A 15,145-nucleotide genomic window follows, 5' to 3' on the forward strand; every position below is an offset into this window, starting at 1 on the left:
TACCGACCCCGGGCCGTCGCCGGAAATCAGTTCGATCTCCTTGACCAGCTCCTGAGCCAGTTGGGTTTTGCCGATCTGCCCGGCGATCAGGTCGAGGATCGGCCCGGCCTGCGAACTCGCCCGCCCCATGACCCCATTCACCACCGGATAGAACGGACCGATGTTGCCAGTACGGTCCACCAGGCGCGCCCAGAAGAAAAACTGCGCGCCCGCCAGGAGCGATTGCATCCGGTAGTCAGCCTGCGGGTATGCCAAATCCGCTAGCTTCGTCGCGGCGCCGAGGTTGTTCGTCGGGTTATACCAGAGCTCCGTTCGCTGGGTGTCTTCGGCGCCAGCAGGGAAACCCCACTTCAAGCCGATGCCGAACAGTTCACTGGTGGTGGTCAGGAACGACACCGCCGGCGGCAGGCCGACTTTCCCGGTTAACGCCACCTCCTGGCTCGTTCCCCAGATCGAGGTCACGTCCATTGCGTTGACGGAACTCACGCGCGCGACGTAGCGCCCGCTGTAGATGCCCTCAACGTCCGCGCCGAGATTCCCTGTGCGCGGTAGCCGTATCCAATTGCCGCTGTCCTTACGCCATTCCACGTTGTAAGCAATCGCGCCGGGCACAGAATCCCAGGTGATACGCATACTGGTAACCGCAATTCCCTGCGAAACCACACTCCGCGACTCCAGGGAGATATTCGCCGGCGGCGACATAACGCCTGGTGGAATAACGCTTGTCGGCTGTGGGTCAATCCGTGCGCCGGTATCAATGGCCTGGTACTTCAGCGGCTCGTGCTGGGTGGCGGCAATCTTGAACTGATGCAGACCTTGCGGCTCGATGGTCTGCACGCGAAAGCGCATCACCGCGAGGCCGGCGCTTTCCACGGACCAACTACACTCCGACTCTGGCAGCTCTGAATAGTCAGCCATAACGGTGACCAGGCGACCAGATACTGATTTAACGATACGGCCTTCAGACTTGCCGCTCGGCAGGTTCAGAATCAACCGGTCTTCTTCATGCACCTCGGCGTCGATATCGAGGGTGATAACCCGCTTAGTGGCCGCACTGATACGCCCTCCGTTTGCGCGGCCAGAGAATAGTTCGTCGGCCACGCAGATGATCTGGCCGGGCTCAACGTTACGGCCCTCCATCCCGGTGGTGAAGCTGACCGACCACTCCTCGTACTGCTCTGATTTCAGCGCCCAAATACCGTGGCGAATAGCCTCACCTTCGACCGTGCAGCCGAATCGCGAGATATCCAGCATCCGGTGGCCGAGTGCACCTATCAGCTCTTCGTTGGTGACCGGCGCCGGCTGGGTCTTGAATTCATTCTCCGGATTGTCCCAGGCTACCTTGGCGCGGGTATGACGGTCGGGATACGCAGCCGCGACATATTCGAACTCGCCGATGATGTTCGAGCGCGTGAAGACGTAACCGTCTTCGTTGCCCGGTATGTCTGCCACCATAGTGACCTGCGAACCGTTCCAGCAGCTGCTGCCACGGAACACGCTGGCCAGGTCTGAGAGCAGTGCATAGCCCTCAATCGAATCCTGAATGTAGACGTTGGTGGTCATGCGCGGCTGCAGGCCGCCCTTGCCGTCCGGCACCATCACGTCGCAGTAGCGGCCGATTTCGTACAGGGTCCAGTGATCTACCATGTCGGCAGTAATGCGTCGGCCCAGGCCGTAGCGTCGGTGCAACAGCAGGTCGCGCCAGACCCATACCGGGTTGTTGGTGTAGGCCAGCTTAAAGGTGCCGTTCCAGTCGCCCGTGTAGGTGCGCGTGACTGCATCGTAGTTGGTCGGAACCTGTACGATCCGGCCGCGCATCAAGCCGGCGAACTTTGGAGTGTCCTGAAACTGTTTGGCGTCAAACTGCAGGCCGCCCAAGGCAAGGTTCGGGTACCGCAGTTTTTTATCGATGACCTCCGTCAGGCCTTTGATCCGCATGAGATCTGCGAAGTTTGAGTCGTTGCGGTTCAGGGTCAGACGACGCACGCGCACAAGCGCGCTGGTGAAACCCTCGGGCAGATCAATCCGGTGGGTGCGCTCGTATTCAGTGGTGCCTTTATCATCCAGCGTGGCGGAAAGGACGGTCTGGTAACTACCACCATTGACCGATAGATCAATGGCATAGTCGATGCGGTAACCGATCTGGTCACCGTTGGTTTTGACCTGCCAGATTTGCGGCCACGACAAGCGGATTCGCACAGCAGACAACTGCTGGTCGGTGATTGCGTGCGTCCAGGCGTTGTCAGACTTCAACTCAACCGGCAGGCCTTGGGACGCCTCATTTTCGATGGCCGGAAAGCCTGCAATATGCTCCTGGTCAACGGTGCCAGATCGGAAATCCCAGATGGTGCCAGGGAAGTTTTCACTGCCGTCCGGGGAGATCAGCGGCGTGCCGTTCAGCTTGATCGACCGCAGGCCATCAACCGGGCCAACAATTGGCCCCTCACTCAACGCGTAGAGCAGCTTTACTGTGGCGACTGAAAGCGCGCTATCGGGGGCTTTGTATGGAGTGTAGGGCTTAGACTCCCCACCCTTGGAACCTAAAACGCGGGCAGCAGCAGTCCGGCGCCGATGCTTTGCAGCAGGCGCTGTTGCGGTTTTGGACATGGGTTTTCCTTACTGCTGATCTTCCGAGAAGACGCCAGCCGAGATGAGGGCGCCGCCGATATCGCGCTCGCCGTAAAGCAATGGTTTGCAACGGCCCTGCGCCATGGTGGTAACCGCCCCGCCGAACGCATAGGACGGCCTGTTGCCGTCGCCCTCCTTGTCCAGCACGCCTACCGGCGACGGAGACATACTCATGGCGATACCACCAATCATCAGGCCGGCACCTGCAGCCACCAGGTAGTACTGCTGAGTGATGGCGCCGATCACCACCAGAGCAAGGCCGGCGATAGTCGCAAATAGACCGCCGCCCTTGCTACCGATGACGATTGGCGCAATGCGGATGGGCTCGACGGTGTCCTGGCGCATCTCAATCTCGCTTTCGCTGAGATTCGTCTTCCCGCGGAACACCGCATAGGTCAGGCCGCGCTCCTCGGACATCCGGAGGAATCGCCTGAATCCAGGAATCTTTACGCAAAGGGCGTGCACAGCCTCGGATGGCGAAGCAACCGCTAGGTGGTGCACACGCCCAAAGCGGGCGCCCAGCACTCCGTAAAGCATCACCAGCACCACCAGGGGCTGTGGGCGAACTGCTGTGATCATGGCCATCAGTTAACCTCCGGCACTCGTTGGTGCCGAAGAATCAGCACGGTGTAATCGGCCCACATACCGCCGTACACGTCGCGGGTGGATTTCTTGTTGTAGCGGTGATGCAGGAACGTGCCAGGTGCCGGGTGAAGATCTGGCACGCTAGCCAACAGCCCGTCGCCCAGGTAGATGCCGGCGTGGTTCGGTGCGCCAGCATTGATTTGCATGACGATCATGTCGCCCTTACGCGGCATCGACACCGGGTAGAAGCCGGCCTCCTCGTAGTACTTCTCGTAGAGGCTTTCACCGTCATTCCACCAGCCATCCCGGCGCGGGTAGTTCGGCAGCTCAATCCCATACTCGCGCTCGTAGTAGTCGCGGCACAGCGCGTAGCAGTCCAGTAGACCGTGGCCGAACTCACGACCGATGAGCGGTGCCTGATAGCCGCACGGCTTGAACTCGAAGTACTCGCCGGACGGCCAGCTCATAATCCCCCATGGTTTTTCGTGCAGCTCGCAGCTGACGCGATCGGTCATGCTCGGCAATGGCGGCACGTCAGGGTGGGAGTGAATGATCATCGTCACCTCGCCCCGATCCTCGGCATCGCACTTGTCTTCCGGATTGATGATGAAGTGCTCGCTTGGGGTCTTGGCGTCGTTGCGGCATGGCACGTACTTCAGGCAGCCGGCTTCGCGGATCACGACACCACAGCTTTCCTTAGGGAACTCAGCGGCGGCGTGGGCCTGGATCTGTTTCAGCATCGTCTTGTTCATGGGTTACCTATCCAATAAGCGCCGCACCTGGGGCCCCGCCGAATGGCAGCGGATTACCGCGACCGTGGCGAATCTCGCAGTCGCTCGGCCGACCGCCGCAGCGATCAAGCGCAGGGTCATCGACAGGGTTGCCATCGAGGTCAAACATCTTGATGCCGGTGTAGTTGCAGTCAGGCCCGCGGTACTCGCCCCACAGACACCACTCACAGCGGTTCATGATCAGGCCGCCGGGCAGCATCTGCCCCTTAACCGCCGTTGGGGGTGCCAGAGAGAAAACCACCTCCTCACGCCCCAGGCTGGTCACCTGGTTGATGTAGGAGATGTCCAGCCGCTCCATGCTGCTGGCCGTGGGATTTCCCTCGGGGAAGTTCGCGGCGTCCAGATACTTGGCGTAGGTCTGGCGCACGGTCAGCTTGACCCCGCTCATACCCTGGAAGCGGCGGCACAGTGCGGTGACCGTACCGTCGATGTTGCTGACCTTCAGCATGGGCGTGGAGTTGTTGCCCTCAACGCTGCGACCGAATCCACCGGTTTCGTATGGCCTGGGCGAATACACATCGCCCTTCCAGATGATCGGCGCGGATTGCTGGTGAGCGTGGTAACGCAGAATGCCCATCCCTCGCGCCTCACCGTCGAGCTCGATCAGCTGGATCAGATCGCCGGGCTCAAGCTTCTGGTCGTCCAATGTGATCATGGGTTGAATACCTGCTGGAAGGTGGTGCTGAGGGTGTATTTCTTCTTGCCGTGGGTTTGCAGTTGCCAGCCACCGGTGGTGATAAAGGCACCCTGGGCTTCCAACGGCGGCGTCCACAGAAAGTGATTTGCGCCTTTATGCCGCTTGAAGAAATCCCTGATCGCCGTGATGTAGGCCTCGTTACCAGTGAACGACACAGCATAGGCGCCGGACACATTGTTGATTCCGACCGACAGCCGCTGGCTGTAGCCGTTGCCAAACTTCGACTCCAGCGTGTCTGTCTGGTCATCGCCAGACGAGCCAACCCGTGGCGACCAGGTAAATACCTCTGCCATCAGCTGTTCCTCCGATTGTTTGGATCGAGCAGGCCGTTCTGCCCTTTCTCTTGCACGATCACCTGCCTGGCGATCTTGGGCATCTCCGAGCGAGCGGTGGCCAACAGCGCCAGCCCCATCTGCTCGTAGCCTTCCGACGAGTTCACGGTACCGCCTGAGCCATCGCCATTGATGTGCAGGTGAATCTCTGGTACCGCGCCCCCGCCAGCGCCCGCAGTAACCGCCGGAGCGGTGAATGCAGGCGAGATGCCCGGGCTACCAACGAACCCGCCGCTTGCATAGCCAGGCTTGCCGCTCCGGTTGAGGCCGATCAGGTAATCCTTCATGCCAGGCTGGTCGACCACCTCCTTGCGAATAACGACCTCGCCACCGTGTACAACACCCTTCGGTTCGAACTTACCGCCGGGGCCGGTGTAGCCGCCCTCAGAGAAACCGGCCAAGGCCATGCCGGCAACCATGCCCGCGTTGGCATAGCCGGCCGCAAGCAGCGCCGCACCGACAGGGATACCACCCAGAATGGTCAGTTCAGCCGGCGCCTTCGCTGCAGCGATCTGGGCGTTCATGATGATCGACGCGACCGCGAACGCTTTTTGAGCGACGAACAATGCCTTGTAAGCGCCCGACTGCTCGCCAGCGATCTTGCCGACCATGTCTGCAGCCTGGCCCGACAACTCGCTGAAGGTGCCGATCACGGCCACCTTGTAGGCGCCCTGAATGTCGGCAAGCCTGGACTGATTTGTTTTGTTGATTTCAGCAACGCGATCAAGGTATTGCTGCTCGCTTGTAAGCTTCTGAGCATGCAGGTCAGCCTGCATTGCAAGTTGCTTGTCATGCCACTTCTTGAGCGTTGCTTCTGCCTCGGCAGCCTTGATCATTTCGCCGGAAGCGCCGCCTACAGATGCATCCAGTCCCGAGAACTTTGGCGCCTTTTCGATTGACGCCTTTGATATGGCGTCGGCACCGTCCCGGTACTGATCGGCTTTCAAGCCTCCCTGCTTGTTGATGCGATTCAGCTCTTCGTATCGTTTTTTTGTGGTCACAAGCAGGCTGTTTTCCTGCTTTTGAACATCACCCATCAAATCCTTGTAGGCCTTTTGACTGTTCAGGTGATCAAGGGCAATTGCCGCACGTTCAAGATCCACCTTCTTTGCGGCGTCGAGCTTGCTCAGCGTACCTTTGGTGGTCTCAAACTCAATCTTGGCAAGTTCGGTTTTGCGTCCATGAACTTCAGCCTGCTCATTCAGCGTTTTCAGCGTCCGGGTGTAGCTGTCCTCGAGCTGCTTGGCGTCCTGCTTCGCTTTATCCGACGCCTGCTTCGCCACCCTGGAAGATTCTTCACGCGATTTCTTGGCCTTCTCCTCAGCGTCAGCCTGCGTCGCTGCCGCCCGCGCCTTTGCCAGGATTGTTTTCCCTTCGGGAGTCTGGTCGAGGTTGTCGAGAGCGCCTTGGCGATTCACTTCGCCGAGGGATGAGGCATCTTTAAGCTTGGCACCCTTCTCCGTAAGGGAGGCGATACGCTTTTCCCATGCAGTAACAAGTTCCGCGCTTGGGGGCTTAATGCTCTGCAAGCCGGCGCTGACACCCTCAGCGGCACCCTTCGCATCGACCATCACCCCATTCAGGGCCCCGATCTGATCACCCAGAATGCCGACTTTTTGAATGTTGGCCTGGTATTGCGCGGCCAACCCCTCAAGCGTTCCCTGGACCTCTTTGTTGGCTCCAGTATTTTTGACAAGGTTCTGGGTCGATTGATCAATATCAACGCCGCCAGCAATTCCTCGACGGAAGTTGCCAGAAGCAGTCGTGCGCTGGTATTGGTTGGCAGTGAACCGCTGCCCACCCGTGTAATCGCCGGACGGGCCTTGGGCAACCGCCTGCATTTCCTTAACCAACTCCGCTGCTTTCTTCTTTGCCTCGGCCTGCTCCTGGATCAACTTATCGAGGATGGGCCGGCGCTGGGCGTTACCCAGGCCCTCCCACTCTTTTCTGAGGTCGGATATCGGCCTCTTGAGATCAACTGCGGCGCTATTCGCCGCAGCTGCACCATCTCGGAACAGCCAGAAGCTTGCTGCGGTACCGGCAGCAAGAGCCGCCAGACCGACCGGTCCTCCGAGCAACCCCATAACGCCGGAAGCCGAACGACCTATCAAAGAACCGGCCGCGGCCTGGGAGCGCTGCGCGATCGCGAGCGCCCTACTTGCCTCAAGGTCCGAGATCTTGGCAGCTGTAAGCGCTCTCTGTGCGACGGTTGCTTCCGCCGTTGTGGTGGCGAATGCAACCTGTCGGCTCGCAGCAATTACATCCGCCTGGGCAACCCGGAGCGAAGCTGCTGCCGCATCCACTTGCGCCGCTGCACGCCCTACAGATGCTGAAATAGCTTCTCGCGTCGAAACTACAAGCGTGCGCGTGGCCTCGGCCCCGCGCTTCGCGATAAGGGCGATACCACCCGCCGCTGCAATAGACGCGAGTGTGGATAGATTGTCCGCTGCAAAGTTGATGGCAGCGGCTAGTTTTGTAGTTACCTGCACGCCGTCGTCTACAGTACCAACGTACTCCAGCAACGCGTCCTTCATGCGAATACCTGCGTCGGCCACAGAGGTCGTCATACCCTCTGTTTCCTTGCGCATTTTGCCAACCTGGCTGATCCAGGCCTTGGCCACCACGTCGATGGTCAGCTTCCCATCGGTCGACATTTTTCGTAGTTCGTCTCGGTTTTTACCGAGCGAGTCTTGCAGCGCCTGAAGCAACCTCGGCGCCTGCGTAACGACAGCGTTGAAGCCATCGCCTTGAAGCTTTCCTCCCTCAAGGGACTTGCTGACCTGATCAATTACCGCGGCGGTGGCTTGACCCTTCGTTCCGCTCACAGCCAGACCGAGTGACAGAGCCTCGGTTACATTCAGTGCATCATTGGCAGTGCCGCCGTAATCCTTGAGCACGCCAGTGATGCGGATGAACAGTTCGGCGTTCTCCGCAAACGACTTGTACGTGACCTTGCCGATATCCATGAGGCGGGTCTGTGCCTCGGTAAACTCGTTCTGAGATCCGGTGGCGATTTTCAGGCGTGAGGAAATTTGCCCCCACTCATCCGCCATGTGAATCAGACTGCCGACGGCTAAGGCGCCCGCCATTGCTTTCGCATACCCGCCAACTGCGCTGGTCAGAGACCCCAGGGCACGCTCCTGCGCCGCGATGGCGGCTTCTTGCGACCGCCACGAACTCACAGCTTCGCGATTGCCGTTGGTGATGGTGCGTAAGTAGCTCTGACCCATACGCCCGGCGCGAGCCATTTCTCGCTGATACGCGCTGGTCTCGGCGGACACGCTTACAACCAACGAGCGCAGAGTTTGTCCCGCCATGCTTTTCTCCGGACATAAAAAACCCGGCGCTTGGCCGGGCTCTAATGTGCAAACAGGTTTTAGAAAGTCAGCTTCAAATCTTCGACTGAAGCGTTAATAAAAACTTCTCTTACATCGCCGCTCGGCGATCTGACGATAATTTTATGATCGTCTGAATCGTTTCTAACGGCGAGAAGACCCTGCTTAATGCTCAGCGGGCCGCCAGCGGTCATGCCATTTACAGACATAATGTAATAGCCCGGGCCAATGTAGGGAGCAATGGCAGAGTCCTCTGCCACTTCCTTTACAAGGGCGCCTGGACCATCTGCTGGATTAGGCAAATACTGGGCCGCGTTCATTTTGTAGACATCTCTGAGCATCGCGATCACGACGCCCAGCACGACCGTAAAGGCCAGACTTAAAAGCCCGCCGAAGATCAGCGGCCAATTGAACTGAGTTTTGTATAGCCCATAACCAGTGTCCAACTTGAATGTGCCAAAGTTAAAAACAAATAAAGCCGACAACGCAATCGACACAAAAAGAACAATCCAGCAGAAAAAAATCCATCCGTCCCACTTATCCCTGCCCATCTGCTAGATCCTCATCAGCGTAAAAACGCCACTTTAGCACCTGAAAGGCCGCATCTTCCATGATGCTACCCGGCCTCTTCGGTAGCGCTTGCCATCAAGAGGGTCCTGAACAGTTCCTCGCCCTGCTCCGCTTCCTGCTCCTCATCCAGCGGCGTGGCTGCCTCGGGCTTCCACTTCGGTATCAAGTCCAGCGCCGACACCTTCGCTCCCTGCGCCTGGAAGGCGGCGGCGGCAGTAATAGCTGCGAGAATGTCTCCTCGCGAGTCACTGATTGGCGAGCCCTGGTCGTAGGCCATCCATAGCAGCAACTCTTCGGCGCTCATCCGTTCGCGCAGATCCTGCAATGTCATGCCCAGGCGAAGCGCAAGCGCCAACATGAATGTCAGCGCCGGCTCCGCCGTCAGTCGTTTCCCGCTGCTTCCACCGGATCTGGGGCATCAGCATCTGCTGCAATACCGCTCAGCTCGAAAGCCTTCGACACCAGCAGGTCGTGCACAGGGCTAAACGCCTCGGCCACTTCATCAACATCAGCATCACCGAATACCCGGGCGCCCGACTCATCGAACAATGTCCGGGTCAGCACAAACGCATACAGCGGAGCGGACGAAACCTCGACAGATTCTTCTTTGGCGACATTCTCACCCTCTGCCGAGGATTCATTCAGGCCGGCCGCTTGGCGCGCCGCCAGGATCAAATCGGTCGCCCGCTTGCGGTACTCCACCCAGTCGCCAGCGCTCAGTGCCCGAACCGTGACCTTTGCGCCGTCCCATTCCGGCACCACCACCTCTTCGCGCTTAAAGTTGCGTAGCGGATCAAGTGCGAACGCGCGCAGCCCGCCCTCGGCGGCTTTTACCCGAGCCATTAGGGAATCACCGGAACGTCAAAGGACACGGCGCCGGTGATGCGCACGTTGAACGTGCCGTTCACGGTGCCGTTCGGTGCGGCGTCCCAGGTGAACTGGGTGACCAGGCCGAGGAATGCCGACGAGGTACCGTCCTTGAACACAACCTTGAAAGCACGGGGCTCTGCGTCGTCACGCGCTGTACGCAGCACGGTCTGAGCTTCGTCGTCGGCTTTCCAGTTGCCGGACATACTGAAGGTACCGTTGTCCGCCAGGCCGATGGTGAACTCTTTGGCCACACTGGCGAGCACGGTGGTTTCGATCTCGTCGGACTGACCGCCCTGGAACTGGGGCTGCTTGATGGTGACGGACAGGTCCGCCCAGGTCAGCGCATCGTCCTTCGGATCGAGGGTGGTGGATTTGGAAACGCTGAGAGCCGTGCCCTGCGTTTTGACGAACTTCGCTTTCGTTGGAGTTTGAACGGCCATGTGGCCTCCTATGGTTGCAGGGTGTATTCCCAGCTCACGCTGAAAAGTTTGGTGTCGCTTTCAAATGCGTCCGGCAATCGGTCAGCGCTGCCGGTGGTGAAGTCGTCGCCGTCCGTGGTCATCGCGGTGAAGGCCTCGCCTGCCAATGTCAGCGCCTGGAGAAAGCTTTCCCCCCAGGCGTCGATCTGGACTGTCAGGTCGCTGGAGCCGTCCCACCCCGCAAGCGTGAAACCGGTGCCACCGCTTACCGTTTGAATGACCAGACGCGGCTGGGCGGCGTCCTCCGGCGCAACGCCGAAGTACACTCGCCCGTCGACCAGAGGCGTGAGCCTGTCGATGAGGGACTTCTCGATCATTGGGTTTACCGGGTGATGGCGTTATCGATGCCTTCGGCCAGCTTGTCTGCGACAGCCTTCTCGATCTGAGGCAGGCTGCCGTCCCAGGCGGGCCGGATGAATGGATGGGCCTGCATCTTGGATGTGCCCAACTCCAAAAACTTCCAGTAGAACGGGGCATCCCATTCGGTTTTGCTGGTGCGCCCCTTCTTCCCTGAGCGCTTGAGCGCCTTCGATTGTTTGCCGGAGGGCTTCTTGACCCGAATCCCGGCAGTTGCTCCTCCGGGCGTATCGGATTGCTTTAGGCGTGTTGCCGTGATGTTTCGCTTCAGCTTGCCGGTGCGGACTGGTGCCGCCTCCCGCGCTTTGTCCCTGGCAACCCGTGCGCCGGCCATGACTGCATCCCGGACGATCTTGTTGCCGACAGACTTGGCCAGCTTCTCAAAATCGGCCTCAAGCGCACCTAGCCCCAACACCGTCAGTGATCCATTGCTCATTTCGGCTTCACCGTTTTGCACATGAGTTTCAGCATGTCCCGCTGGTTGGTGGCCAGCGGCGCGATGATTTCGTAAGTGGTGCCGTCATGCACCAGGTGCTGGCCCGCTACCACGTCCTTGCGGTAGCGAGTGTTGATCTCGGCAGTGACCGTGGCCTGCATCTGTGACGCGGCCTCGTACATGCGACCAGACGGAATGTTGATCTCCGCCCAGAGCTTGCCAAGGTCGCCCCAGACCTTCGAGGGCTGACCGAGTGCATCCTTGCCTTCGATGTATCCACGGCGCATGCAGCGGTGACGCATTGGGCCAGCTCTCATCAGTAGCGCTTCCTGTACATGAGCAGCCGCTCAACAGCCAGCGGCACTACAGTTGATATGGTGCCCAGCGCCACGCCTTCACGGTTGGCAAACCAGTGGCCCACAAGCAGCAGAATTGCCTGCTCGACATCAGGGGTGATTCCCATCTGATCAGGCTCAACCGGCGCCGCCTCGACCAGTTCCCGGTCACAGTGCATGGCGACATGGGACTTGGCAGCCTCGAAGTAGCCGGCGATGAGCAAATCCTCTTCATCGTCATCAACTTTGAGGTGTAGCTTCACGCGCGCCAAGTCGATCATTTACTTGGTCTCTTTGGCTGCAGCCTTGTCAGCAGCGGCCTTATCAGCCAACGCCTTGTCGGCAGCTTCCTTGTCGGCTGCTGCTTTCTCCGCAGCGGCTTTGTCGGCTGCAGCCTTGTCAGCAGCGGCCTTATCCTCCTTTGGCGCAGCGGTTTTATTTTCCTCGGGCTTTGCCACTCGAGGTTTGTCTTTGGCGTCGAGCTCGACGGCAAGCCCTTTGCCGATCAACGCATGGGCATATTCGTCTTCGACATCGTCGAACACCTGCCCAGCCTTTACCGCAGTGGTCGCGGAGCCCAACAGCAACGCATTCCCGACAAAACCCCAAATTACTTTGATTTTCATATTGCCTCCTGAAACGATAAGGCCGGCACAGGGCCGGCCTCAGAGCGGTGCGGGTGTTAGGCCGCGACGGTGAACCGGCCTTTGACCAAACCTTCGCGGCGGCGCACACCCAGGCCGAGGCGCTCTTCAACCAGAAGCGCGCGTTCGTTCTTGATGAACTGATCATTGATCAGGCCCATCTTGAACAGGAACGACATGCGATCGAACAGCACGGAAGAGCGCGCGAAGTTCGCCACCAGGAATTCGCCGCCGGTATCGACATCACCTTCATCGACACTGTCGGAGGTTACGACCGGGCGCCCCCAGAGAACCGGTGTTACCAGGCCTTGCAGGTTCGCGAACAGGTAGCGGTTCTCACCATCCTTCTGCAGCTCGATGTTCATCCAATCGAGCTCGGTCATCACAATCCCGTCAGCGGACAGCATCGACTGCTTGCGAACCTGGTAGATCGCACGACGCACCAGATCGATGGCGGTATCACCAGCCTTCGTCAGTGCCGCGTCGTAAACAGTGGCCTGGGTCATCAGGCCGTTCAGGTTCTCGCCGGTGCCATCGCCCTTCAGAATCTGGCGCTCTTCCTCGAGCTTGAGGTCGTAACGCAGCAGCTCCTGTAGGTAGGCCATCAGTTGAGGAACGTCGTCCAGCGCCTCGTCGGTCACTGGCATCCAGACCGCGATCTTTTTGACACGGTCAGTTTGGGTGGTGAACGTCACATTGCTGGTTGGCTTCAAGCCACCTTCAGCAACCGGGGCCGCGCCGCGGGTGTGCAGGTTTTCTTTGAAGTAGGTGTAGTTCTGGCCGGACACCGGCACCGTGGTCAACAGATCACGGATGCGCAGTTCCTGGCGGATGCCTGGCTGGATGACCGGGTCGTAATTTGGCGCAACGATGCCGGCGCTGGTGACCTTCATTTCCTTCATGGTGGCCATGTCGGACTTGGTCACTTCGATGTCGGCCAGGGAAACGCTCTTCGCCTGCAACGATTTGTAGGCTTCGTCGCTTTTTACCAGGTCGATGAAGCTCTTGGCTTCGCCGGGCTGGCTGCGCAGCTTGATGCCCTTCTCTTCAAGCTTCTGGACCTGCTCGATCACGCGCTCAATCTCGCCCTTCTGGGTTTCAATCTGAGCCTTCATCGCGGAGGTGACGGTATTGCCTTTTTGCAGCTCATCGGCAACAGCGTCGTATTTTTTCTGCAAGCCGCCGAAGCCCTCTTTCAGTTGGGTTTCAAGCGTGGCTTTTACTTCTTGGATTGGATCGGTCATGGCGACACCTTAAAAAATTGGTCAAAAGTGCTGGAGAGTGTTTTCAGCTCTTCCACGATCGCCGTGGCCTCGCTGCCGCCGTCACGGCGTAGCGCGGGATAGCCGAGTGAGGCGACTGCTGCCGCCTCTTTCTGGGAAAGCCCCATGCGTTCGCGTAGGGCGTTCTCGAAAAGTCGAATGTCAGATTTAACTGTGAGCACCTGAGCCGCTGGATTCATGCCAAACGGCACGAAGGACGCTTCCCAGAGTTCGGCCTCTTTGATGATCCGGACGCGGCGGCCGGCTCGCTCTTCGAAGTCGGCCTTGATGGTGTTGAATCCGATCGACATGCTGTCGAGGATCTCGGCCTTCATCAGTTCATACGCGTCTCGGGCGTAGCTCACCGCCAAGTTCACGCGTCCCTTCAGCAGCAGCCCGTGATCGTCTTGGGTGTAATCAGCAGCGCCGACAAGGCGGGTCAGGTCGTGATAAAGGGCGAGTTTCAACTTGCCGCCACGGGTGGTCTTTACCCTGGTGAACGCGCCAGGCAGGATGACGTCGTCGCCGAGGTCGACGTTGTTGAACACAGCGGCGTAGCCTTCGAAGTTACCGGCGTCGTCCACCGCCTTCAGTTCAAACGGGACTTCAAGCTTTGACATTGGTCTGCATCTCCCACCGGGTGACCCGGTCGTATTCTTCGCCAGTCATCCGGGATTCGTTTTCCTTCTCGCGGACCTCGTTAATCGTCAGCCACCCCGACCCGCCTGAGCCGCCGAGAGCTGCTTGGTAGTACGCGGCACGCCCGGCGCTATCAGCGCGCAGAAGCCCCTCGACTATGAACTCCACAAACTGGGGTTTATCGCGGAACAGCTTGTCGTTGATTTCGTCCTCGATGGCGTCGAGGTAGGGTTTGAGACCGAAGGTGACGTAGCCGCTGGTTTGTTGCTCCAGGTTAGAACCCATGATCGAGGTCTTGCCAGCGCGGTTGGCCAGGTACAGGGGTACGCCGTAACAACCGGCAATCGCCTCCTCCTGAAACTGCTGGGACTCAATGAACTGGCTATCCTTCTGGCTCAACCCGGCCGGCACGATCTTCGGGCCGCCCTGCAAAATCCCCATCGAGCCAATGTCGTTGACGTCGCCTTTACGCACATCGGGAAACTTCTCCATGATCTGCGCTTGCTGAACTTTGGTGAGGAACTGGTCATAGATGACGTAGCCACCGGTAAAGCCGCCTTTGCGCATGAACATTGCCGACCAGTTTTGCGCGGTCTTGGCGAGGCCCATGGTTTCCGCCTGGTACTCGACAGGCGACAGACCGTTGATACCGTCCATGCTGAACAGCTTGAAATGCAGCATGTTCTCCGGCGACACCGGGAAGCGCTTACCGCCGACGGTGACCCAGTAGATCAAATCATCCGAGGTGTCGATTTCTACGTTGTCTGCGCTTACCGGGATGAAGCCGATCCAGTCACCGTTATCTGCACGCTCAATGATGCTGTAGGCATTCCCCCGCAGCGCCATGTTCACCACGGCACACTTTAGAAAGTTGAGTTTGGTCATGTACGGGTTTGGCTTTCTCAAAACCCTGGCTTGCCGTGACTTGGTGTCAGCCAGCACCCGGCCGGAAGCATTGTCTTCGAAGATCTTGAGCGGCAGCCCTGCTGCCGATTCGCTCAGGATCTTGACGCATGCCCAAACGATTGGGATCGTTATTGCGGTCTTCGGCGTGATGGTGACGCCGGACTTGGTTCGCTTACCGCCGGCCAGCATCTCGACCTCGGTATATTCGCCAGTCGCCGGATCGGTGTAGCCGAACATGCGCCATGACAGCGGGTTGTACCAACGAGATGCCATATTCAG

The 15,145-nt window shown here is 59.0% G+C and carries 18 protein-coding genes; all 18 read right to left on the minus strand.

The window, feature by feature from the left end; all coding sequences use genetic code 11:
* On the minus strand, positions 1–2,607 hold a 2,607-nt coding region (locus ACZRN6_RS12520; RefSeq protein WP_464008068.1), incomplete at its 3' end, for a TipJ family phage tail tip protein.
* A 9-nt stretch (positions 2,608–2,616) separates the two neighbouring features.
* Positions 2,617–3,213: a tail assembly protein gene (locus ACZRN6_RS12525; protein ID WP_080520353.1), complete on the minus strand. Its 597-nt coding sequence runs from the start codon at positions 3,211–3,213 to the stop codon at positions 2,617–2,619.
* Positions 3,213–3,965: a C40 family peptidase gene (locus tag ACZRN6_RS12530; protein WP_464008069.1), complete on the minus strand. Its 753-nt coding sequence runs from the start codon at positions 3,963–3,965 to the stop codon at positions 3,213–3,215. Before ACZRN6_RS12530 ends, ACZRN6_RS12525 begins: the two co-directional genes overlap by 1 nt.
* Before the next feature lie 7 nt (positions 3,966–3,972).
* The gene (locus tag ACZRN6_RS12535; protein WP_464008070.1) at positions 3,973–4,659 is read right to left on the minus strand and encodes a phage minor tail protein L; all 687 of its coding nucleotides are present in this window, start codon (positions 4,657–4,659) and stop codon (positions 3,973–3,975) included.
* On the minus strand, positions 4,656–4,994 hold the full coding sequence (locus tag ACZRN6_RS12540; RefSeq protein ID WP_464008071.1) for a phage tail protein: 339 nt from the start codon (positions 4,992–4,994) through the stop codon (positions 4,656–4,658). Before ACZRN6_RS12540 ends, ACZRN6_RS12535 begins: the two co-directional genes overlap by 4 nt.
* Positions 4,994–8,350: a tape measure protein gene (locus ACZRN6_RS12545; protein WP_464008072.1), complete on the minus strand. Its 3,357-nt coding sequence runs from the start codon at positions 8,348–8,350 to the stop codon at positions 4,994–4,996. Before ACZRN6_RS12545 ends, ACZRN6_RS12540 begins: the two co-directional genes overlap by 1 nt.
* Before the next feature lie 59 nt (positions 8,351–8,409).
* Positions 8,410–8,919 carry a hypothetical protein gene (locus tag ACZRN6_RS12550; RefSeq protein ID WP_464008073.1) on the minus strand — a complete coding sequence of 170 codons (510 nt, stop codon included), beginning with the start codon at positions 8,917–8,919 and terminating at the stop codon, positions 8,410–8,412.
* A 65-nt stretch (positions 8,920–8,984) separates the two neighbouring features.
* On the minus strand, positions 8,985–9,296 hold the full coding sequence (locus tag ACZRN6_RS12555; RefSeq protein WP_464008074.1) for a phage tail assembly protein T: 312 nt from the start codon (positions 9,294–9,296) through the stop codon (positions 8,985–8,987).
* A 23-nt stretch (positions 9,297–9,319) separates the two neighbouring features.
* Positions 9,320–9,781 carry a phage tail assembly chaperone gene (locus ACZRN6_RS12560; RefSeq protein ID WP_464008075.1) on the minus strand — a complete coding sequence of 154 codons (462 nt, stop codon included), beginning with the start codon at positions 9,779–9,781 and terminating at the stop codon, positions 9,320–9,322.
* Positions 9,781–10,248 carry a phage tail tube protein gene (locus ACZRN6_RS12565; protein ID WP_464008076.1) on the minus strand — a complete coding sequence of 156 codons (468 nt, stop codon included), beginning with the start codon at positions 10,246–10,248 and terminating at the stop codon, positions 9,781–9,783. The genes ACZRN6_RS12560 and ACZRN6_RS12565 overlap by 1 nt, the downstream gene beginning before the upstream one ends.
* Before the next feature lie 8 nt (positions 10,249–10,256).
* Positions 10,257–10,604 (minus strand): tail completion protein gp17, encoded by a 348-nt coding sequence (gene gp17 / locus ACZRN6_RS12570; protein ID WP_464008077.1) that lies wholly within the window; start codon positions 10,602–10,604, stop codon positions 10,257–10,259.
* Between the two features lie 5 nt (positions 10,605–10,609).
* A complete protein-coding gene (locus ACZRN6_RS12575; protein ID WP_464008078.1) occupies positions 10,610–11,080 on the minus strand; it encodes an HK97-gp10 family putative phage morphogenesis protein in 471 nt (156 codons plus the stop codon).
* Positions 11,077–11,397, minus strand: a complete 321-nt coding sequence (locus tag ACZRN6_RS12580; RefSeq protein WP_464008079.1) for a phage head closure protein — start codon at positions 11,395–11,397, stop codon at positions 11,077–11,079. The genes ACZRN6_RS12575 and ACZRN6_RS12580 overlap by 4 nt, the downstream gene beginning before the upstream one ends.
* Complete coding sequence (locus ACZRN6_RS12585) at positions 11,397–11,696, minus strand: head-tail connector protein (RefSeq protein ID WP_464008080.1); 300 nt, start codon at positions 11,694–11,696, stop codon at positions 11,397–11,399. Before ACZRN6_RS12585 ends, ACZRN6_RS12580 begins: the two co-directional genes overlap by 1 nt.
* The gene (locus ACZRN6_RS12590; protein ID WP_464008081.1) at positions 11,697–12,041 is read right to left on the minus strand and encodes a hypothetical protein; all 345 of its coding nucleotides are present in this window, start codon (positions 12,039–12,041) and stop codon (positions 11,697–11,699) included.
* Positions 12,042–12,097: 56 nt separating this feature from the next.
* The gene (locus ACZRN6_RS12595; RefSeq protein ID WP_464008082.1) at positions 12,098–13,303 is read right to left on the minus strand and encodes a phage major capsid protein; all 1,206 of its coding nucleotides are present in this window, start codon (positions 13,301–13,303) and stop codon (positions 12,098–12,100) included.
* A complete protein-coding gene (locus tag ACZRN6_RS12600; protein WP_464008083.1) occupies positions 13,300–13,941 on the minus strand; it encodes an HK97 family phage prohead protease in 642 nt (213 codons plus the stop codon). Before ACZRN6_RS12600 ends, ACZRN6_RS12595 begins: the two co-directional genes overlap by 4 nt.
* The gene (locus tag ACZRN6_RS12605) at positions 13,928–15,139 is read right to left on the minus strand and encodes a phage portal protein (protein ID WP_464008084.1); all 1,212 of its coding nucleotides are present in this window, start codon (positions 15,137–15,139) and stop codon (positions 13,928–13,930) included. The genes ACZRN6_RS12600 and ACZRN6_RS12605 overlap by 14 nt, the downstream gene beginning before the upstream one ends.
* Positions 15,140–15,145 lie beyond the last annotated feature (6 nt).

This window comes from Pseudomonas sp. A125, from assembly GCF_055409485.1.

What these genes read in the sequence shown, in the direction of transcription:
- ACZRN6_RS12550 (WP_464008073.1), bottom strand. Translation starts at nt 8,919, where the DNA reads ATGGGCAGGGATAAGTGGGACGGATGGATTTTTTTCTGCTGGATTGTT.
- ACZRN6_RS12585 (WP_464008080.1), bottom strand. Translation starts at nt 11,696, where the DNA reads ATGATCGACTTGGCGCGCGTGAAGCTACACCTCAAAGTTGATGACGAT.
- ACZRN6_RS12530 (WP_464008069.1), bottom strand. Translation starts at nt 3,965, where the DNA reads ATGAACAAGACGATGCTGAAACAGATCCAGGCCCACGCCGCCGCTGAG.
- ACZRN6_RS12560 (WP_464008075.1), bottom strand. Translation starts at nt 9,781, where the DNA reads ATGGCTCGGGTAAAAGCCGCCGAGGGCGGGCTGCGCGCGTTCGCACTT.
- ACZRN6_RS12595 (WP_464008082.1), bottom strand. Translation starts at nt 13,303, where the DNA reads ATGACCGATCCAATCCAAGAAGTAAAAGCCACGCTTGAAACCCAACTG.
- ACZRN6_RS12605 (WP_464008084.1), bottom strand. Translation starts at nt 15,139, where the DNA reads ATGGCATCTCGTTGGTACAACCCGCTGTCATGGCGCATGTTCGGCTAC.
- ACZRN6_RS12555 (WP_464008074.1), bottom strand. Translation starts at nt 9,296, where the DNA reads ATGTTGGCGCTTGCGCTTCGCCTGGGCATGACATTGCAGGATCTGCGC.
- ACZRN6_RS12575 (WP_464008078.1), bottom strand. Translation starts at nt 11,080, where the DNA reads ATGAGCAATGGATCACTGACGGTGTTGGGGCTAGGTGCGCTTGAGGCC.
- ACZRN6_RS12535 (WP_464008070.1), bottom strand. Translation starts at nt 4,659, where the DNA reads ATGATCACATTGGACGACCAGAAGCTTGAGCCCGGCGATCTGATCCAG.
- ACZRN6_RS12580 (WP_464008079.1), bottom strand. Translation starts at nt 11,397, where the DNA reads ATGAGAGCTGGCCCAATGCGTCACCGCTGCATGCGCCGTGGATACATC.
- gp17 (WP_464008077.1), bottom strand. Translation starts at nt 10,604, where the DNA reads ATGATCGAGAAGTCCCTCATCGACAGGCTCACGCCTCTGGTCGACGGG.
- ACZRN6_RS12545 (WP_464008072.1), bottom strand. Translation starts at nt 8,350, where the DNA reads ATGGCGGGACAAACTCTGCGCTCGTTGGTTGTAAGCGTGTCCGCCGAG.
- ACZRN6_RS12600 (WP_464008083.1), bottom strand. Translation starts at nt 13,941, where the DNA reads ATGTCAAAGCTTGAAGTCCCGTTTGAACTGAAGGCGGTGGACGACGCC.
- ACZRN6_RS12590 (WP_464008081.1), bottom strand. Translation starts at nt 12,041, where the DNA reads ATGAAAATCAAAGTAATTTGGGGTTTTGTCGGGAATGCGTTGCTGTTG.
- ACZRN6_RS12565 (WP_464008076.1), bottom strand. Translation starts at nt 10,248, where the DNA reads ATGGCCGTTCAAACTCCAACGAAAGCGAAGTTCGTCAAAACGCAGGGC.
- ACZRN6_RS12540 (WP_464008071.1), bottom strand. Translation starts at nt 4,994, where the DNA reads ATGGCAGAGGTATTTACCTGGTCGCCACGGGTTGGCTCGTCTGGCGAT.
- ACZRN6_RS12525 (WP_080520353.1), bottom strand. Translation starts at nt 3,213, where the DNA reads ATGGCCATGATCACAGCAGTTCGCCCACAGCCCCTGGTGGTGCTGGTG.